22 protein-coding genes are annotated in these 17,796 nt (G+C 41.8%); 14 read left to right on the forward strand and 8 right to left on the reverse strand.

Annotation, left to right across the window (positions count from 1 at the left end):
• Window positions 1–142 precede the first annotated feature (142 nt).
• Complete coding sequence (locus P3L44_RS18665) at window positions 143–646, forward strand: GNAT family N-acetyltransferase (protein WP_272662136.1); 504 nt, start codon at window positions 143–145, stop codon at window positions 644–646.
• Between the two features lie 68 nt (window positions 647–714).
• Here P3L44_RS18665 and rraB read toward each other — a convergent pair whose 3' ends face one another.
• Window positions 715–1,122, reverse strand: a complete 408-nt coding sequence (rraB, locus tag P3L44_RS18670; protein WP_180359503.1) for a ribonuclease E inhibitor RraB — start codon at window positions 1,120–1,122, stop codon at window positions 715–717.
• A 169-nt stretch (window positions 1,123–1,291) separates the two neighbouring features.
• Here rraB and argF point away from each other — a divergent pair, with 169 nt between their 5' ends.
• The gene (argF, locus tag P3L44_RS18675) at window positions 1,292–2,317 is read left to right on the forward strand and encodes an ornithine carbamoyltransferase (protein WP_109912106.1); all 1,026 of its coding nucleotides are present in this window, start codon (window positions 1,292–1,294) and stop codon (window positions 2,315–2,317) included.
• 45 nt (window positions 2,318–2,362) lie between these two features.
• Here the strand turns inward: argF and phnX are convergent, their stop codons facing one another.
• On the reverse strand, window positions 2,363–3,172 hold the full coding sequence (gene phnX / locus P3L44_RS18680; protein ID WP_272662137.1) for a phosphonoacetaldehyde hydrolase: 810 nt from the start codon (window positions 3,170–3,172) through the stop codon (window positions 2,363–2,365).
• A 9-nt stretch (window positions 3,173–3,181) separates the two neighbouring features.
• Window positions 3,182–4,285, reverse strand: coding sequence for a 2-aminoethylphosphonate--pyruvate transaminase (gene phnW, locus P3L44_RS18685; protein WP_140171809.1), 1,104 nt, complete (start codon window positions 4,283–4,285; stop codon window positions 3,182–3,184).
• 139 nt (window positions 4,286–4,424) lie between these two features.
• Here phnW and phnR point away from each other — a divergent pair, with 139 nt between their 5' ends.
• The 5 genes from phnR to phnV all read left to right on the forward strand — a co-directional run bounded on the left by phnR (window position 4,425) and on the right by phnV (window position 9,063).
• Entirely contained in the window at window positions 4,425–5,144 is a 720-nt protein-coding gene (gene phnR, locus P3L44_RS18690; protein WP_004905839.1) for a phosphonate utilization transcriptional regulator PhnR, read from the forward strand.
• Window positions 5,145–5,271: 127 nt separating this feature from the next.
• The gene (gene phnS / locus P3L44_RS18695; RefSeq protein ID WP_272662138.1) at window positions 5,272–6,285 is read left to right on the forward strand and encodes a 2-aminoethylphosphonate ABC transporter substrate-binding protein; all 1,014 of its coding nucleotides are present in this window, start codon (window positions 5,272–5,274) and stop codon (window positions 6,283–6,285) included.
• Between the two features lie 6 nt (window positions 6,286–6,291).
• Complete coding sequence (gene phnT / locus P3L44_RS18700) at window positions 6,292–7,401, forward strand: 2-aminoethylphosphonate ABC transport system ATP-binding subunit PhnT (protein ID WP_140171811.1); 1,110 nt, start codon at window positions 6,292–6,294, stop codon at window positions 7,399–7,401.
• Between the two features lies 1 nt (window position 7,402).
• On the forward strand, window positions 7,403–8,263 hold the full coding sequence (gene phnU, locus P3L44_RS18705) for a 2-aminoethylphosphonate ABC transporter permease subunit (RefSeq protein ID WP_272662139.1): 861 nt from the start codon (window positions 7,403–7,405) through the stop codon (window positions 8,261–8,263).
• Between the two features lie 2 nt (window positions 8,264–8,265).
• The gene (gene phnV / locus P3L44_RS18710) at window positions 8,266–9,063 is read left to right on the forward strand and encodes a 2-aminoethylphosphonate ABC transport system, membrane component PhnV (protein WP_272662140.1); all 798 of its coding nucleotides are present in this window, start codon (window positions 8,266–8,268) and stop codon (window positions 9,061–9,063) included.
• 61 nt (window positions 9,064–9,124) lie between these two features.
• Here phnV and P3L44_RS18715 read toward each other — a convergent pair whose 3' ends face one another.
• Window positions 9,125–9,481: a hypothetical protein gene (locus P3L44_RS18715; protein ID WP_036958764.1), complete on the reverse strand. Its 357-nt coding sequence runs from the start codon at window positions 9,479–9,481 to the stop codon at window positions 9,125–9,127.
• Between the two features lie 276 nt (window positions 9,482–9,757).
• Between P3L44_RS18715 and P3L44_RS18720 the strand changes: the two genes are divergently transcribed.
• The 6 genes from P3L44_RS18720 to nrdG all read left to right on the forward strand — a co-directional run bounded on the left by P3L44_RS18720 (window position 9,758) and on the right by nrdG (window position 14,924).
• Window positions 9,758–9,889: a hypothetical protein gene (locus P3L44_RS18720; protein WP_255456629.1), complete on the forward strand. Its 132-nt coding sequence runs from the start codon at window positions 9,758–9,760 to the stop codon at window positions 9,887–9,889.
• A gap of 34 nt (window positions 9,890–9,923) precedes the next feature.
• Entirely contained in the window at window positions 9,924–10,859 is a 936-nt protein-coding gene (gene pyrB / locus P3L44_RS18725) for an aspartate carbamoyltransferase (protein ID WP_004907510.1), read from the forward strand.
• Window positions 10,860–10,872: 13 nt separating this feature from the next.
• Window positions 10,873–11,337 carry an aspartate carbamoyltransferase regulatory subunit gene (gene pyrI, locus P3L44_RS18730; RefSeq protein WP_004907509.1) on the forward strand — a complete coding sequence of 155 codons (465 nt, stop codon included), beginning with the start codon at window positions 10,873–10,875 and terminating at the stop codon, window positions 11,335–11,337.
• Window positions 11,338–11,499: 162 nt separating this feature from the next.
• Window positions 11,500–11,886, forward strand: coding sequence for a 2-iminobutanoate/2-iminopropanoate deaminase (gene ridA / locus P3L44_RS18735; RefSeq protein WP_004907508.1), 387 nt, complete (start codon window positions 11,500–11,502; stop codon window positions 11,884–11,886).
• A gap of 430 nt (window positions 11,887–12,316) precedes the next feature.
• The gene (gene nrdD, locus P3L44_RS18740) at window positions 12,317–14,455 is read left to right on the forward strand and encodes an anaerobic ribonucleoside-triphosphate reductase (protein ID WP_272662141.1); all 2,139 of its coding nucleotides are present in this window, start codon (window positions 12,317–12,319) and stop codon (window positions 14,453–14,455) included.
• 4 nt (window positions 14,456–14,459) lie between these two features.
• Complete coding sequence (nrdG, locus tag P3L44_RS18745) at window positions 14,460–14,924, forward strand: anaerobic ribonucleoside-triphosphate reductase-activating protein (protein WP_096864323.1); 465 nt, start codon at window positions 14,460–14,462, stop codon at window positions 14,922–14,924.
• Here nrdG and P3L44_RS18750 read toward each other — a convergent pair.
• The gene (locus P3L44_RS18750) at window positions 14,921–15,358 is read right to left on the reverse strand and encodes a YhbP family protein (RefSeq protein ID WP_272662142.1); all 438 of its coding nucleotides are present in this window, start codon (window positions 15,356–15,358) and stop codon (window positions 14,921–14,923) included. The genes nrdG and P3L44_RS18750 overlap by 4 nt on opposite strands.
• Window positions 15,359–15,648: 290 nt before the next feature.
• A complete protein-coding gene (gene bhsA / locus P3L44_RS18755) occupies window positions 15,649–15,900 on the reverse strand; it encodes a multiple stress resistance protein BhsA (protein ID WP_004905862.1) in 252 nt (83 codons plus the stop codon).
• A 270-nt stretch (window positions 15,901–16,170) separates the two neighbouring features.
• Between bhsA and P3L44_RS18760 the strand changes: the two genes are divergently transcribed.
• Window positions 16,171–16,509, forward strand: coding sequence for a GIY-YIG nuclease family protein (locus tag P3L44_RS18760; protein WP_140171817.1), 339 nt, complete (start codon window positions 16,171–16,173; stop codon window positions 16,507–16,509).
• On the opposite strand, the gene P3L44_RS18765 is transcribed toward P3L44_RS18760, so the two are convergent.
• Complete coding sequence (locus tag P3L44_RS18765; RefSeq protein WP_112308100.1) at window positions 16,482–16,985, reverse strand: GNAT family N-acetyltransferase; 504 nt, start codon at window positions 16,983–16,985, stop codon at window positions 16,482–16,484. The two genes, P3L44_RS18760 and P3L44_RS18765, sit on opposite strands and share 28 nt — an antisense overlap.
• On the reverse strand, window positions 16,979–17,503 hold the full coding sequence (locus P3L44_RS18770) for an SCP2 domain-containing protein (protein ID WP_272662143.1): 525 nt from the start codon (window positions 17,501–17,503) through the stop codon (window positions 16,979–16,981). Before P3L44_RS18770 ends, P3L44_RS18765 begins: the two co-directional genes overlap by 7 nt.
• Window positions 17,504–17,796: the final 293 nt, after the last annotated feature.

Here is a 17,796-nt window from a genome sequence, read left to right on the forward strand (position 1 = left end):
TGTCCCTGACTCGTCGTTGATGAGTCAGGGCTTTTTTGTATTAGGGCATTGAAAATATTAAAAATGTGCCAATATCATACATATTGCGACTACCAATGCCGCAATGAAAAATATAATTAATACAAATAAAAGAGATGTTCTCATGACAACAGACACAAACCAAATCGTTAAAGTTCGTTTAATTCAACCTCAAGACAACCCTGGGATCGCCGCCGTTATTCGCGAAGTTTCTGCTGAGCATGGCTTAACCGCAGACAAAGGCTTTGCTGTTGCTGACCCTATTTTAGATACCTTATTTGAGGTGTATAGCGAACCGCGCAGTGCTTACTGGGTAGTTGAAATGGATGGCGAAATTGTTGGCGGTGGCGGTGTTTCACAAGTTGCTGGTGGTGATAACGAAACAGCAGAACTACAGAAAATGTATTTATCTTCCATGTTACGTGGCAAAGGCTTAGCAAAACAAATCGTACTGATGTCACTGGAATTTGCTAAAGCGCAAGGCTACACTCGTTGCTATTTAGAAACGACCAAAGAACTTCAAGCTGCTATTAAGTTATATGAAAAATTAGGGTTTGAATTTATTGATGAACCGTTAGGAAATACGGGTCATAGTGACTGTGAAATTCGCATGTTAAAGGCATTATAATTCTACGCTAAACGAAAAAGGATAGTTTTTAGCTATCCTTTTATGCAGTTGCATGATGCGACTAATAATTAATGAACGCGATCTTCAGGGTCGATATCGTCTTCGTCGTCATATTCTGCGTCTGGGTCTTCAAAATACGTGCCCCAACCATCATAGTTGATGCCCATTTTCTCAGCCAGTTTCATTAATTGTTCAACTTGTGCGTCAATCAGCTCTGCATTTAAAGCACTTTCACTGATCACATCGCAGCACATCAGGGTTTCACCCGTTTCAATTTCGAGTTCTTCCGCATCTGTGACTTCATAGCCTAGTTTAAAAGCTTCAACAGCCGCTTTTTCTAACAGTGCAAAGTTGTCAGCAGAGAAATGATGCTCAATCGCATACAATGCATCAGGATCGCTGCCATCTTCCAATAATTCTTCGATAATTAAGCGAGTTTCTTCGTACTGCGCATCCAATTCAGCTTTATCTACCATATCCACACCCCTTTTATTTCTTTGTCGCTCGTCTTTCTTTGCGCCATTCTCCCATACGGTTGACAGTGAAACCATATATTTAAAGATAATTTCTTTTGCGTTGGGGGTTGATTTTGAATTTTTATGAATATAAATTGAATATTAATTCAAAACAAAAAGGCTACCAATTATGAACCCCCTATATAATAAACCTTTTCTAAGGTTACTTGATTTTACCTCTAGCGAAATTCATTCACTTTTAAAACTCTCTTCTTGGTTAAAATCAGAAAAAAAAGCCGGTACAGAACAGCCCCTCCTTTCAGGTAAAAACTTTGCGCTTATTTTTGAAAAAGATTCAACGCGGACACGCTGTGCATTTGAAGTTGGTGCATTTGACCAAGGCGCTAGAGTCACTTATTTAGGGCCTTCTGGTAGCCAAATCGGCCACAAAGAAACCATGAAAGATACCGCTCGAGTATTGGGCAGGATGTATGACGGTATTCAATACCGCGGATTCGCTCAAAACACAGTAGAACTCTTAGCCGCGCACTCGGGAGTGCCTGTATGGAATGGACTAACTAACGAATTCCATCCCACACAGTTATTAGCCGACCTGCTAACCATTCAAGAGCACCGACCAAATACACCATTATCTGAAATTAAATTTGCCTATTTAGGTGATGCACGCAATAACATGGGGAATTCGATGCTAGAAGCTGCTGCGCTTACAGGTTTAGATTTACGCCTTGTTGCGCCGAAAAGCTGCTGGCCAGAAGAAGAATTAGTGAATACTTGCCAAGCACTGGCTCAAAAAACGGGTGCGAAAATCACACTCACGGAAGATGTCGCCGAAGGTGTTAAAGATGCCGATTTTATCTATACCGACGTGTGGGTATCGATGGGAGAAGCCAAAGAAGTATGGGCACAGCGCATTAATTTATTAAAACCATACCAAGTGAATATGGATGTGATTAAGCTCACTGGCAACCCGAATGTTAAGTTCTTACACTGCTTACCTGCATTCCATAATGAAGACACCACATTGGGAGCGCAACTTGCTAAAGAATTCAATATGTTTGGTGGGTTAGAAGTCACGGAAGAAGTCTTTGAATCTCCTTACAGTATTGTCTTTGATCAAGCAGAAAACCGTTTACATACCATCAAAGCGGTAATGGTAGCGACATTAGCGCCAGAACTTCCTATTAATGTTTTTTAAATTCCTACCCTCAACTCAACCAAATGAGTTGAGGGTAACCTATCATTATGGACGTTCACCTTTCGCCAAACGCTGATTGATACAATCAATAACCGATGGCAAATCCGCTAACGTATCAATCAGATAATGAGCACCAGCAGCATACAATTTCTCGGCGGCTTGTTGTTTTAACGAGTTAACCGTATCTACAGTCATCTCTTGATACTCTTCCCATGTTTTACCAAACTCATTACCCGAGATAGACAAACCAACACTCCACATCCCGGCATTACGTCCTTCTTCAATTCCGGGAACGGCATCATCCACTTTGATACAAGCGGATACGGAACCAACACCTAGCTCAATGACGTTCTGTAATGCCATCCAAGGTCCCGGACGCCCACCAGCAAGTAGATCATCACTTGCTATCCAGTAGTCGGGTTGGTAGCCCAATGCCTTTGCTGCTGGAACTAACTTTTCCATCACGGCACGAGGGTAACCTGAACAAGAGCCAATTTTAATATTTTGGTTGCGTAATGTAGCGATTGTGTCGACAACTCCGGTGATTGGCGCAGCAAAATCGACAACTTTAGCAATTTGCAATGGCATAAAGGCCGCGTAGATTTTATCGATATCCTCACTACTCATTGAGCGGCCAAACTTTGCGTTCCATAAAGCGTCTACTTCAGGCAATTTACCCAGTGCTTCAATATGTTGCCATTTTCCTAGTCCCATAGGAATGCGCGCTTGAGCCAATGTAATATTTATATCAAACACAGATTTAAATGCTTCGATGAAAATCTGAGTAGGGGCAAAAGAGCCAAAATCTACAGTAGTACCCGCCCAGTCAAGAATAACGGCTTCAATACGGTCCATTTCTTTTCCTTATTTTTCCCAATAAATGGCTTTTTTTATTGCTAACAACAATGCATCAATGTCTTTTTCATAAACTTCACCAATATTTCCAATACGGAAACAATCACTTTGCGAGACCTTGCCCGGATAAATGACAAAACCCTGAGATTTTAAACTCTGATAAAATTGCTTAAATTGGTAATCAGATGAATTTGGTGAGTAAAATGCGGTGATAATTGGCGAATGAAGGCTATCTTCTAACAACGTGGTAAAACCTAATTTACGCATACCGGACACCAACTTGTATTGATTCCCTTGATAACGTTGAAAGCGAGTGGCTACGCCACCTTCTTTAGCTAACTCCTTGAGTGCTTGGGCAAATGCTAATACAGTATGAGTTGGAGAAGTAAATCGCCATTTACCTTGGAAATCTTCCATACAGCGCCACTGTGCGTATAAATCTAGCGATAATGAACGAGAGCGCCCCTTACAACGTTCAAGCGCCTCGGTACGGGCGATAACAAAAGCAAACCCCGGAACCCCTTGAATACATTTATTCGCAGAACTAATTAAAAAATCAATGTTAAGCTCAGCAACATCCATAGGAACCCCACCAAAACTGCTCATTGCATCCACGATATAGCATTTTTGATACTGCTTCGCTAATTTCGCGACTTTTTCTATCGGGTTTAAAATCCCTGTCGTAGTTTCACAGTGCACCATCGCAATATGAGTGATTTGGCTATCTTGTTGCAATAACTGTTCAATCTGTTGCACATCTGGCAACGACACTTCACCGCAATCATAAACACAATGAGCCACACCCAATCGCTGAGCCATTTCAGCCATTCGAGCACCGTAAGCGCCATTACTGATAATCAAAACTTTCTCTTTATCACCGATTGCACTACCTAAAACCGCTTCAACCGCATAGCTTCCACTTCCTTGAAGCAGGACCGAAGAATACCCTGCTTTGGCCGTTGCCAGTGCCACTAACTGTTGACGAATATGTTGTACAACGCCTAAATTATAATCATCATCCCATGTACAGCTATCAAACAGCATGGCTTCCTTCACCGTTTTAGACGTGGTAAGCGGCCCCGGCGTTAATAGCAAATAATTGTTGTTTGTCATTCAATTCACCTATTGGTCTATACCAGATTTCTATTATAATGGTCGTAGGCTGCTCAAAAGGTCAAAGGAAAAGTGCTCGTGAAACAAAAAATTCATATAACTATGTATAATATGACTGAAACAATGACAGGAAATAACCATGAAATTATCAGCGGATGAAGCCCCGCAATATCTGCTTATCAAAGCCCAATTACAGGAAAAGATTCAAAATGGCTCGCTAAAATGTGGTGATAAACTCCCCTCGGAACGCGAACTTTGTGCCATTTTCAATACCACTCGTGTCACTATTCGCGAAAGTTTGGCACAGCTAGAATCCAGTGGGGCAATTTACCGGTCTGAACGTCGTGGTTGGTTTGTCACACCTGAGCGCCTTTGGTTAGACCCAACCCAAAATACTAATTTCCATAAACTTTGCCTCGAACAAGGTCGCCAACCGAAGACAGTTTTACTGGATGGAAAAGTTATTACAGTTCCTCTCGAAGCTATGGAGCCGTTAAAACTTCAATCATTTGAACAAATTTATTTACTCACCCGCCTACGTTTTGCTGATGACAGACCCGTTTGTTACTGTGAGAACCATTGTTTACCTGCTCGCGTTCCTGAACTGCTACGCCACGACCTCAACGGCAGTTTAACGGAAGTGTACGAAGCTCATTTCAATTTAATCTATACCAGTATGCATTTGTCTTTCTACCCAACGGCAATGCCTGCCCAAGCAGCACAAGCACTGGGGGTTACGGTTGGCCGTCCAGCCTTATTGTTGCAACGCTTAAACTATGACCAACATGGGCGAATTTTAGATTATGATGTTGAATACTGGCGCCACGATAGCTTGCGCATCGAAGTCGATACTTTGTGATTATTTCTATTTATAGAAAATAATTTTAGCTATTTAGCTGCATTTCATCTTTCTGTCATATAAACCCGTTAGCGTAAAAAACATCTGGTATATACCAGAATACATTTTACCTTAACAGGAGATAACCATGAAACGCACCTACTTAGCTGGTCTATTAATGGCAACCCTTTGCTCTACCTCTGTTTTTGCCGCTGATGTTGTGACTGTTTACTCCGCTGATGGGCTTCACGATGGCAACAACAGTTGGTATAAAAATCAGTTCGAAGCATTTACCAAACAAACCGGTATCAAAGTACAGTATGTCGAAAGTGGTTCAGGGGCGATAGTTGAAAGGCTCGCTAAAGAGCGTACCAATCCACAAGCCGATGTGCTGATTACTGTTCCTCCCTTTATTCAACGTGCCGCAAAAAATCAGTTATTAGCTGAATTTACGCCAGAAAATACAGCAAATATTCCTAATTCCAATCACTATTACACACCGTTAGTCAATAATTACCTGACCTTTATCTATAACGCTAAACTGCTTAAGTCTCCTCCTGAAAATTGGGACTCCCTACTCGATTCTCGCTTTAAAAATAAACTTCAATATTCAACACCGGGACAAGCTGGGGATGGTACTGCAGTGATGTTACAAGTTTTCCACAGTTTTAATGGCAAAGACGCAGGGTTTGATTATCTCGGTAAGTTGCAGGCTAATAACGTTGGCCCATCCGCCTCGACAGGTAAGCTTACCGCCCTCGTGAATAAAGGGGAGCTCTATGTCGCTAATGGCGACTTACAAATGAATTTATCTCAAATGGCACGTAACCCTAATGTCCAAATTTTTTGGCCGAAAGATGCCAGCGGGGAGCGTAGTGCGCTGGTTTTACCCTATGTTATCGGCCTAGTTAACAATGCGCCCGAAACAGAAAACGGTAAAAAACTGATTAATTTCCTTTTGGATAAACCCTCACAAAGCCGTGTTAGTGAGCTTTCATGGGGCATGCCTGTTCGTTCCGATGTCACACCATCCGATAAACAGTATCACACTGCTCTTCAGAAGTTAGAAGGCGTGAAAACTTGGCAACCTAATTGGGATGAAGTTGAAGTTTCCCTATCCGATGATATTTCACGTTGGCAGAAAGTCACTGACGGTGAGTAACTTAAGATGTTGATGAAACGAAAAGTCACTACAGCAATACAGCAAACCGAACACTCTGGGATCACATTAGAGTCTTTACGTGTCTCTTATCATAATAATGTCGTGCTTAAGCCCCTAGACTTAACCATCGACCCCGGGGAAATATTGGTGTTGATTGGCCCATCAGGTTCAGGGAAAACTACGGTATTACGTGCTATTGCAGGGTTCGCTCAACCAGATAGCGGGCGCATTTTATTGGGTGATACGGATATCACCCACCTTCCCCCGTATCAACGCGGACTTGGCATGGTCGTGCAAAACTACGCACTCTTTCCCCATATGAAAGTGGAAGAGAATGTCGCATTTGGCTTGCGAGCACAAAAACAGCCCAACGCACTGATTAATGAGCGAGTCGTTGAAGCCCTTAAAATTGTTGGAATGACGGATTACGCAACTCGCTATCCTCACCAACTCTCAGGGGGGCAGCAACAGCGGGTTGCGATTGCGAGAGCAATTGCCGTAAGGCCTCGAGTCCTGTTACTTGATGAACCACTTTCCGCGCTCGATGCACAGATCCGCCACAATATGGTCGAAGAAATCGCCCGTTTACACCGTGAACTGCCTGAATTGACTATTCTTTACGTCACCCATGACCAAACGGAAGCACTCGCACTTGGTGACAAAATTGGTATCATGAAAGAAGGCTATTTAGTCGCTCACGGCGAAAAAAATGCCTTATACCATCGTCCACCCAACCGCTTTGCAGCTGAGTTTTTAGGCCGAGCCAATATTCTAGCCGCTACTGCGCTTGGTTTTTCAACAAGCCCTGGAAAAGTGAATGTCAGTTGTGGTGGAACATTGTTGGAGGCTCATACATTAGGCATGCGAGCAGGCACTCACAAATGGGTGTGTATCCGCCCACAACACATCACTCTATTGCCAAATACCAATACCACTAATCAGCTACAAGCCACATTAACCTCTATTCGCTGGCAGGGGGATTTAACGCATTTAATTTGTGATGTTGCTGGTGAAACCGTGAGTGTTGCCATCACCCATTTGGCCTCACCGCCTAAAATAGGCGATAAACTCACTTTATGGTTTTCACCTGCGGATACCGTTTTAATTGAGGAATAACATGTCACATATTAGCGTGCCAAAAGGTTCATCAATAACGATAAAGCCCATTTATTGGATATTGCCCCCATTGCTGGTGTTAGTTACGTTGTTTTTTTATCCCTTATTGTTGATAGCCCAACAAGCACTGCAAAATGAAACCGGAGGATGGGGGTTAGATGCATTTTGGCAACTGATTGAGTCAAAACGCTTTATTAATGGGTTATGGAATACTCTCTACATTGCCATTTTTGCCACCTTAGGCTGCCTTGTGATAGGCAGTGTTTTATCGCTGATCTTGGTGTTTATTCCTTTTCCGGGAAGCCGTTTTATCACTCAAGTGATTGATACTTTTATTGCCCTACCGACTTTTTTGATCACCCTCGCTTTCACCTTTATTTATGGTTCTGCTGGGCTACTCAATGGCACCTTGATGGCATTGTTTGATTTCGAACTGCCCCCCGTTGATTTCCTTTATTCCATTCATGGGGTGATCTTAGCAGAAATTACCGTTTTTACCCCTCTGGTCATGCGCCCTCTCATGGCAGCACTGCGCCAAATAGACAAGAGCCAGTTAGAAGCCGCCAGTATTTTAGGTGCGCACCCTGCGCGGGTGATCGCGAAAGTCATTTTTCCTGCGGCACTTCCCGCTCTATTAGCCGGTGGCAGCCTGTGCCTACTGCTAACCACCAATGAATTTGGCATCGTACTGTTTATCGGGGCGAAAGGCGTCAATACCTTACCGATGATGGTCTATAGCAAGGCAATATTAGAGTCAGATTATGCCGTAGCATGCATGATTGCCTTAATTAACATCTTGCTTTCACTCGGGTTATTTTTTCTCTACAGAATGGCAACCACTCGTCTTGGTGTAAGGAATTAATTATGTTGATTTGGTCTAAAAAAGGACGAGTTACTGCTACTATCATTGCCATCAGCTTATTTAGTTTATTGTTTTTACTGCCTTTAGTGATGATTTTAATGTCGAGTTTCAGCCGCCAATGGAATGGCATTTTGCCTTCAGGCTTTACTTTTGAACATTTTGTGAACGCATTTAGTGGGCCAGCTTGGGACGCCATGTTATCCAGCCTAGTGGTTGGTTTTAGTGCCAGTCTATTTGCGCTGTTTTGTGGGCTTTGGGCTGCGTTAGCACTAAGAAGACACAGTGGGAAAATACAAAAGTGGCTGAGTATTGCATTTTATCTCCCCAGCGCTATTCCTTCTGTGTCTATTGGGCTTGGGATCCTTGTGGCATTCAGCCAAGGCTATTTACAGATGAACGGCACTTTTTGGATTGTATTTAGTGCTCATTTTGTGTTGATTTCTGCTTTTACGTTTAGCAATGTTTCCACTGGGTTAACCCGTATTTCTCCCGATATTGAAAATGTGGCTTTTAGCTTAGGCGCTTCTCCTTGGTATCGTTTATGCCATGTCACCCTACCACTATTGATGCCATGGATGATTTCAGCATTAGCATTAAGCCTATCACTGTCCTTAGGGGAACTTGGTGCCACAATGATGTTATATCCCCCCGGCTGGGCGACATTACCTGTTTCAATTTTCAGTTTAACCGATAGAGGAAATATTGCAGATGGTTCGGCACTAACGATTGTATTAGTTTCGATTACATTATTACTAATGATGAAATTAGAGAAAGTAGCGAAAAGACTTGGGCAAAAATAAACGTTGTCATGCTAAATAGCCAAGTAAACTGCGCCTACTGGGCTATTTAGCTGCTTGTATGCTATTCCCACATATACTTATCTTTTTTTGTCCAGCCTTTAGACACCATGCATTCCAAGTAATAATTATTACGGGTGTCTTCATTGACATCAATCACATAGCTTTCCATAACTGGTGTTTGTTCTTTATAAGTTTTGTCTTTGCCACAATCATCATCTTTTTTGCATTTTTTTTCGACATAAGACATAACAGAGCGCTGCGCAACTTCATTTTTGATTGGGTACAAATGAAGGGCTTCAGGTTTACAAACTGCATTCGCCTCAGCTTGAGTGAATTTTGAACCGCCGGAAACAGGTACCCAAACAGATGAACAGCCAGAGAGAAGGAATGCCAATAGAATAAAAAGTCGTGATTTCATAATGATCATATTTAATTAAAAAGAAAAATTATCTTACTCGCACATAAAATAAGTGTAAATAAATGTACTGTATATTCAATCATGTGATTTAATTTTGGTTTAAAAAACACCAATACTCAGCGCATTCCCTATTGAGAGATACTATTTCTCCCATTTTTCAGTTAGTTCAAATATTCACCAAAACGCAAAAATAAAAAAAATGTATTTTTCTTTATGCAAACGCTTGCGTCATGGAATCAGATGCGTATAATGCGCCACAATTTGCCGGGAGAAACCATGAACGTTGCTGCTCTATTTTTTACAGAGAACACCTCCACTGCACTGCCTTCTGGCGGTCTGGACAGCCTGTTTTTCCCCTTCTTATTTATAAAAAAGCCCCTCAATGAGGGGCTTTTTTTTGGCCTATAGACCTAATATGTCTTGCTGACACAGGAGAACAACAATGCCGAACCCTTTATACCACCGCGATATCATCTCGATTAATGATTTAGACCGTTCAGATCTTGAATTAGTACTTAACGTCGCTGCTTCATTAAAAAAGCAGCCACAACCCGAGTTCCTAAAACATAAAGTTATCGCAAGCTGTTTCTTTGAGGCCTCGACACGCACGCGCTTGTCATTTGAAACAGCTATCCACCGTTTAGGCGCTTCTGTTGTTGGCTTTTCTGACAGCACCAACACCTCCCTCGGTAAAAAAGGGGAAACATTGGCCGATACTATCTCTGTTATCAGCCAATATGTGGATGCTATCGTCATGCGCCATCCGCAAGAAGGTGCCGCTCGCCTCGCTAGCCAGTTTGCAGGCCATATTCCTGTCATTAATGCAGGCGATGGTTCAAACCAGCATCCAACGCAAACATTACTCGACTTGTTTACTATCCAAGAAACGCAAGGCCGTTTAGAGAACCTACAAATTGCCATGGTTGGTGACTTAAAATATGGTAGAACCGTGCATTCTCTTACACAAGCACTGTCTAAATTTGAAGGTAATCACTTCTACTTTATTGCTCCTGAAGCGCTTTCAATGCCAAATCATATTCTGCACATCTTAGAAGAAAAAGGCGCAACCTACAGCCTGCACAATAACATTGATGAAGTGATGCCAGAACTCGACATTCTGTATATGACTCGTGTACAAAAAGAGCGTCTAGACCCTTCTGAATACGCGAATGTGAAAGCCCAATTTATTTTAAGTGCCGCTGACCTGCATTGTGCAAAACCGAATTTAAAAGTCTTACATCCATTACCTCGAGTTGATGAAATCGCGGTTGATGTAGATAGCACCCCATATGCTTATTATTTTCAACAAGCAGGCAATGGGATTTATGCAAGGCAAGCATTGCTATCACTGGTTTTAAATAAAGAATTGGCTATCTGAGGAGGAAATCATCATGACACACGACCATAAATTACAAGTTGAAGCAATCAGCCACGGTACCGTTATTGACCACATTCCTGCTCAAATTGGCTTCAAATTACTCAAACTGTTCAAACTGACCAAAACGGATGAGCGCATCACCATTGGTTTAAATTTACCTTCAAGCAACTTAGGCAAGAAAGATATTATCAAAATTGAAAATACCTTTTTAACTCCTGAGCAAGCTAACCAATTGGCTATGTATGCCCCTGAAGCCACTGTGAATCGCATTGAAGATTACCAAGTGGTCGAAAAGCTTGAACTCACACTGCCTCAGTATATCGACAATGTGTTAATTTGCCCAAATAGCAACTGTATTAGCCATAATGAGCCCGTATCAAGCAGTTTCCGAGTGAAAAAAATCGGCAAAGAAGTCGCACTGACGTGTAAATTCTGCGAAAAAGAGTTCGATAGAGACGCTGTGATCAATAACCAGTAGGTTGTTTTTGCGTAGACTGCGGTGTTGTCTAGGTGCAATCCATGTTTATAATAGCGCCTAATACCCCATAAAGTTATACTCAAAGTCACACCAAGCCACAAACACTGCTGTGGCTTGCCACATGATGAGTATTTTCTCTTTACGTGATGAAACGGAGTAGTTATGTCATACGAAATCAATACAGAAAACGCACCAGCAGCGATCGGTCCTTACGTTCAAGGCGTAGATTTGGGTAGTATGGTTATCACATCAGGTCAAATCCCTGTTGACCCTAAAACGGGTGAAGTGCCTGAAGATATCGCAGCACAAACTCGCCAATCACTGGCTAACGTAAAAGCAATTTTAGAAAAAGCTGGCTTAAGTGCGGCTAATATCGTGAAAACAACGGTATTTGTAAAAGATTTAAATGACTTCGCGACAGTGAATGCCACCTATGAAGAGTTTTTCAAGCAACATAATGCACCATTCCCAGCTCGCTCTTGTGTTGAAGTTGCTCGTCTGCCAAAAGACGTAAAAATTGAAATCGAAGCAATCGCAGTACGTAAATAACGATTAGTTCGAGCCAAACACCCCATGCTTTGAGTGGGGTGTCTTTATTTTTCCCGCTGATTTTGTCACCCCAAACGTATTACCGTCCTCATAAAACTTCCCGATTGTACACTATAACTCTACTTTTCCCGTTTTCCGCTGATGGAAATTCGATTACACACACTTTATTTGCATGATTAAAATGAATCCTAGTAACTGAAAAGATTTATTTCCTCTGCGCTTTTGATCTTCATACAAATTATTTTTTTCTTTGTTTTAAATCAAATGTTGGCGATCTAAATAAAAGCAATATCCCACATATTGTGCTTTAATTACACCAATTGACACAACATATAGTATTTATTCACATTTTATCCACAGATTAGTACCCGTGATAAACATGGCAAATAGCTGAAGTCGTATTGTGGATAACTTAACAAGGAGAATGCCCGTGGGAACGGTTGTTATTAAAAGAGATGGTTGTCAGGTCGGTTTTGACCTTCCACGAATTCAGGAAGCCGTTAAACGCGCAGCGGCTGCTGTGAATGTTAAGGATGACGATTATTGTCTTCAGGTTGCTTCTGTTGTCACAGAGCAACTTTGCAGCCGTGACCGAGTAGATATCGCTGAAATTCAAGATGCTGTCGAAAACCAATTGATGGCAGGGCCTTATAAAGACTTAGCCCGTGCTTATATTGAATATCGCCACGATAGAGACAGCGAACGCGAAAAACGCAGCCAATTGACACATGACATTCGTGGGCTAATCGAACAAAGTAACGTCTCTTTACTTAATGAAAACGCCAATAAAGACAGTAAAGTGATCCCGACACAACGCGATTTACTCGCTGGTATTGTCGCTAAACACTATGCAAAACAACATATTTTGCCGAGAGATGTCGTTATCGCACACGAACGTGGTGAAATTCACTATCATGATCTCGACTATGCGCCGTTCTTCCCGATGTTTAACTGTATGTTAATTGACCTTGAAGGCATGTTAACTAACGGGTTTAAAATGGGAAATGCAGAAATAGAGCCACCAAAGTCTATTTCAACCGCAACAGCTGTTACAGCACAAATTATTGCACAGGTTGCGAGCCATATTTATGGGGGCACAACCATTAACCGTATTGACGAAATTTTAGCACCATATGTCGCTATCAGCTACGAAAAGCACCTAAACGTCGCCAAAGAATGGGGAATAGCAGACGTAGAAGGTTATGCACACAGCCGCACCGATAAAGAGTGTTACGACGCCTTTCAATCCTTAGAGTATGAAGTCAATACGCTTCACACCGCAAATGGCCAAACCCCGTTTGTCACCTTTGGTTTTGGTCTCGGAACCTCTAAAGAAGCACGATTAATTCAGCAATCTATTCTGAAAAACCGCATTGCGGGCCTTGGCAAAAACCGCAAAACGGCGGTTTTCCCTAAGCTCGTTTTTGCGATTAAAGATGGCCTAAACCATAAACTGGGTGACCCTAATTACGACATCAAACAACTCGCTTTAGAGTGTGCCAGTAAGCGCATGTACCCCGATATTCTTAACTACGACCGTGTCGTTGATGTTACTGGGTCATTTAAAACGCCAATGGGCTGCCGCAGTTTCCTTGGCACCTATGAAGAAAATGGGCAACAAATTCATGATGGCCGCAACAATTTAGGCGTTATCAGCCTCAATTTGCCTCGTATTGCTATCGAAGCACAGGGCAGTGAAGATGCGTTCTGGGCATTACTGGATGAACGTTTAGTTATTGCCAAAAAAGCCTTAATGACTCGCATTGCCCGTTTAGAAACCGTAAAAGCACGTGTTGCGCCAATTTTATATATGGAAGGCGCTTGTGGAGTTCGCTTAAAAGCGGATGATAACGTCGCTGAGATATTCAAAAATGGTCGTGCATCTATTTCTTTAGGTTACATTGGGTTGCATGAAACCATCAATGCACTTTTTGGCACACAAACTCATGTCTATGATAATGAAAAATTGCGCGAAAAAGCTGTCGAGATTGTCAGCCACTTACGTCAAGCCACTGATGAGTGGAAAGCCCAAACAGGCTATGGTTTCAGTTTATACAGCACACCAAGTGAAAATTTGTGTGACCGTTTTTGCCGTCTCGATACCGCTGAATTTGGAGTGATACAAGGTGTTACCGACAAAGGCTACTACACAAACAGCTTCCACTTAGATGTTGAAAAACAAGTGAATCCTTACGATAAAATTGATTTTGAAGCGCCTTACCCTGCACTCGCGAATGGCGGCTTTATCTGTTATGGCGAATATCCAAACTTACAACATAATGTTAGAGCCTTAGAAGACGTGTGGGATTACAGCTATCAACATGTGCCTTATTATGGAACTAACACACCAATTGATGAGTGTTATGAATGCGGTTTTTCCGGTGAATTTTCCTGCACCAGCAAAGGTTTTACCTGCCCGGCTTGTGGTAATCATGATACTAACCGAGTTTCAGTTATCCGCCGTGTCTGTGGCTATTTAGGCAGCCCAGATGCAAGGCCATTTAATGCAGGAAAACAAGAGGAAGTCAAACGCCGTATTAAGCATTTAGGTAACGGCCAAATAGGTTAATGCCATGAATTATCACCAATATTATCCTGTTGATGTGGTCAATGGCCCCGGAACCCGCTGTACACTGTTTGTGGCAGGGTGTGTTCATCAATGCCGTGGTTGCTACAACCAAAGTACATGGCGAGTGGATTCAGGTGTGCCATTCACCCAAGAAATGGAAGACCAAATTATCCAAGACTTGCAAGACACGCGTATTCGTCGACAGGGATTATCCCTGTCCGGCGGAGACCCGCTACACCCAGCCAATTTGCCTGCAGTGCTCAAGTTGGTAAAACGCGTTAAAGCCGTTTGCCCAGATAAAGACATCTGGTTATGGACAGGATACACATTGGGTGATTTAACGCTTGAACAGCAAAAAGTGGTGAGTTTTGTCAATACCGTGATTGACGGTAAATTTGAGCAGGATTTACATGACCCGCGCTTAATTTGGCGCGGTAGCTCAAATCAAGTGATCCATAGGCTTCGTTAAATTTGGCATTCCCAATATAGCTTGGTGCCAAAACCTAATTTATTATCCACCATTTTGACATTCTGTAAGTGAAGCTGCCAAACTGGCAGTTTCGCTGCTATTGCCACAGGGAAGCGGCGGCAGTAGAAACCGCGAGCGAGTTGTGCTTCCTCACTTTCTAATATTTTAATTTCACCTGTAAATTGAATGCCTTGTATTGTATTCACAGCTTTAGTTTGCGCCGATATTGTGCCAGCCACTTGCGGGTTAGCCACCATTAGCTTCCCATGTTTTGAGCTTGAATCAGTCATTAAAATTAGGCACATCTTTTTCGCATCAAATGCATAGTAACAACTGGCAGGCCAGATATCATTGTTGTGATGAGCAAAAAGGGAAAAAACGTGTTGGCGAGCAATATAGCGTTGGATGTGTTTTAAAGTTTGTTCAGGCGTCATAGCGGTTTCCATATAAACCCGTTCAGAACAAGCTTTCGGGTTACCCCTAAGCTTGCTTAAACTGTTCTGAACGTAGGCATAAAATTCGCTATTACTATAGCCTAACTAGCTGAAATATTAACCTAAATATTTTTAGGCCTATACGCCAACTAAATTCGAGTATTTATTCTAAATAATTCGTGGTACAGCTAGGCGGCAAGTGAACGAGACGCTAGGAGCATACATAAGTATGTGACTAGTGCGAGTAAACGTAGCCAACAACGCTGTGACGTGAATTATGACGAATAAATTTATTTATAAATAGCCGCGGTACCACTCATGCTATTCTCACCGCCAGCAGAAATCACACGGAATGAAGTAGCGCCAGCTTCATCAGCTTTTTTGGCTAATTGTGCGGTCAGGTCATTTACACTCACAGCACCCGTTACTGAGACATAACCTGCTGCAGGCTGATTAGTATGTTGAACTTCTTCAGCCGCCATTGAACCAAATGAAACAGCACCTAAAGTTAAAGCAGCAGCTAATAATGTTGATTTTTTCATTGTATATACCTTCTTGTAAAATTGATTTTTAGTTGGGATTTTTACTATCCCTCTGTGATATGGATCATATTATGCGCTTTATTTTGAAAAGAAAATTAGCTAATTTTGCTATAGTTATTCAAATAATTTGAATATTAACTTAGGTTGAGGTTACAACTTTGTGACAGTTTTATATCATTTTTTATTTAAATTTTAATATGTTATAAATATCTTACTTAACGAATATATTCGTTGTTAACCTAATATTTTCTTCTTATAAATCAGCACAGAATGATAAAAACAACCCTAGAAAAAAAACAATCAAAACAAAGTGATTGGTATCTTTACTTAATAAGAGAGAAAAATAACGCCTTGTATTGTGGTATCACCACCGATGTACAACGTCGTTTTGAGCAACATAAGGCAGGAACAGGGGCAAAAGCATTGAAAGGAAAAATACCACTAGAACTGGTATTTTCTTGTTTTATTGGTTCTCGCTCAGCCGCGTCAAAAATAGAATATCAAGTTAAGCAACTGAATAAAAAGATAAAAGAAAGGCTGGTCATTGACCAGCCTGATAATTTAACTGACTACTTAGCTAACTATAAATTATTGAAGTGTGAAGAGTAAGTCACCAAACCTTGGTGTTCCCCGATTTCGCCATTTTCTAAGCCACAAACCAAAAAATGAGCCTGTTGTTCAGGCCATTGGCAGCTTACGCCGTGGCTTGAAGCCGGTTCAAAACCAAAACGCGAATAGTAGCCTTCATCTCCCAGTACAACGACAGCACCATAACCAAACTCATTAAGGCTATCTAACCCTTCATAGACCAGTTTTTCTGCGATCCCTTGGCCTTGATGCGCTTTACTTACCGCTAATGGCGCAAGACCTACCCATTGTACGTCTTCGTCGTTAACATCAACGGGTGTGAAGCCAACATAGCCAATCACTTCACCATCATCATTTGTTGCCACAACCCCGAGAGTTAACAAACCATCCTCACGCAAATGTTGAACAAGGTTAGCTTCCGCTTCAGTTGGAAACGTTTCACGCAATAATTTATCAATACCCATTGCATCGACAGGGATTTCAACTCGAATTAGCATGAAGTTAACGCAGGCGATTTATGCTCTGCGCCCTCAGCTTCATGCACGGTTTTAATCACATCGGCTAATTGTAATAGAGCAAAACGCAGCGGTGCTGGCATGTTTTCGAGTTCGAAAGCATCCATTAAATTCTTCACATAGAGTCCGAGCTCAGTATCCCCTTCAATCACCAATCTACGTTGGAAAAAGAGCGTATCGGGGTCTTCTTTACGCGCGGCGATCAGTACCAGATCATTCGCATTACCACTCACACTAACATCAGCCTCTGCATGCTGTTTTACAGACAGTTGGCCATCTTGCAAACTGATAAACCAGACTAACGCTAAGTCACGAACTTCAACCTTTAGCCATTTGTCTTCGAGAAAATCAAGTTCCCCTTCTTTTACTGATTCGCGAAATTGCCAACTTAGCAACTGCTCGAGAACCTGACGCTGTAATGCGAATGGGGTCACTTTTAAAGGCAGTTTCAAAAATGAAGGGCCTTTTGTGATGAGTTGAGAACGAATTTTACCTAACACAGTACTGACTCCCGTAGTAATTGTCTGCCCGTTTTCGTGTAACTACTTAACCGCAGTAGCAGCTCGAATTATTTAGGGTAACATATTGCATATTTAGATGATTAAATTTTCAACGCTAATAACCCCATTTATTGAAGTCATTAACCTAACATTTGACTCACGATAAGTTATCTTGCCAAAAAATGACATTATTGGTTTGATCCTATATCAATTTTTGCCCATCCCGCCAATATTTATTTCTCACTTTCCATTGATAAAAAACTATTTCTAATTACCCATACCATCCAATTAAT

The organism is Providencia sp. PROV175, assembly GCF_032707045.1.
GTDB lineage: Bacteria > Pseudomonadota > Gammaproteobacteria > Enterobacterales > Enterobacteriaceae > Providencia > Providencia hangzhouensis.

Coding starts and splice junctions, on each gene's coding strand:
- P3L44_RS18665 (WP_272662136.1), top strand. CDS start 143: ATGACAACAGACACAAACCAAATCGTTAAAGTTCGTTTAATTCAACCT.
- rraB (WP_180359503.1), bottom strand. CDS start 1,122: ATGGTAGATAAAGCTGAATTGGATGCGCAGTACGAAGAAACTCGCTTA.
- argF (WP_109912106.1), top strand. CDS start 1,292: ATGAACCCCCTATATAATAAACCTTTTCTAAGGTTACTTGATTTTACC.
- phnX (WP_272662137.1), bottom strand. CDS start 3,172: ATGGACCGTATTGAAGCCGTTATTCTTGACTGGGCGGGTACTACTGTA.
- phnW (WP_140171809.1), bottom strand. CDS start 4,285: ATGACAAACAACAATTATTTGCTATTAACGCCGGGGCCGCTTACCACG.
- phnR (WP_004905839.1), top strand. CDS start 4,425: ATGAAATTATCAGCGGATGAAGCCCCGCAATATCTGCTTATCAAAGCC.
- phnS (WP_272662138.1), top strand. CDS start 5,272: ATGAAACGCACCTACTTAGCTGGTCTATTAATGGCAACCCTTTGCTCT.
- phnT (WP_140171811.1), top strand. CDS start 6,292: ATGTTGATGAAACGAAAAGTCACTACAGCAATACAGCAAACCGAACAC.
- phnU (WP_272662139.1), top strand. CDS start 7,403: ATGTCACATATTAGCGTGCCAAAAGGTTCATCAATAACGATAAAGCCC.
- phnV (WP_272662140.1), top strand. CDS start 8,266: ATGTTGATTTGGTCTAAAAAAGGACGAGTTACTGCTACTATCATTGCC.
- P3L44_RS18715 (WP_036958764.1), bottom strand. CDS start 9,481: ATGAAATCACGACTTTTTATTCTATTGGCATTCCTTCTCTCTGGCTGT.
- P3L44_RS18720 (WP_255456629.1), top strand. CDS start 9,758: ATGAACGTTGCTGCTCTATTTTTTACAGAGAACACCTCCACTGCACTG.
- pyrB (WP_004907510.1), top strand. CDS start 9,924: ATGCCGAACCCTTTATACCACCGCGATATCATCTCGATTAATGATTTA.
- pyrI (WP_004907509.1), top strand. CDS start 10,873: ATGACACACGACCATAAATTACAAGTTGAAGCAATCAGCCACGGTACC.
- ridA (WP_004907508.1), top strand. CDS start 11,500: ATGTCATACGAAATCAATACAGAAAACGCACCAGCAGCGATCGGTCCT.
- nrdG (WP_096864323.1), top strand. CDS start 14,460: ATGAATTATCACCAATATTATCCTGTTGATGTGGTCAATGGCCCCGGA.
- P3L44_RS18750 (WP_272662142.1), bottom strand. CDS start 15,358: ATGACGCCTGAACAAACTTTAAAACACATCCAACGCTATATTGCTCGC.
- bhsA (WP_004905862.1), bottom strand. CDS start 15,900: ATGAAAAAATCAACATTATTAGCTGCTGCTTTAACTTTAGGTGCTGTT.
- P3L44_RS18760 (WP_140171817.1), top strand. CDS start 16,171: ATGATAAAAACAACCCTAGAAAAAAAACAATCAAAACAAAGTGATTGG.
- P3L44_RS18765 (WP_112308100.1), bottom strand. CDS start 16,985: ATGCTAATTCGAGTTGAAATCCCTGTCGATGCAATGGGTATTGATAAA.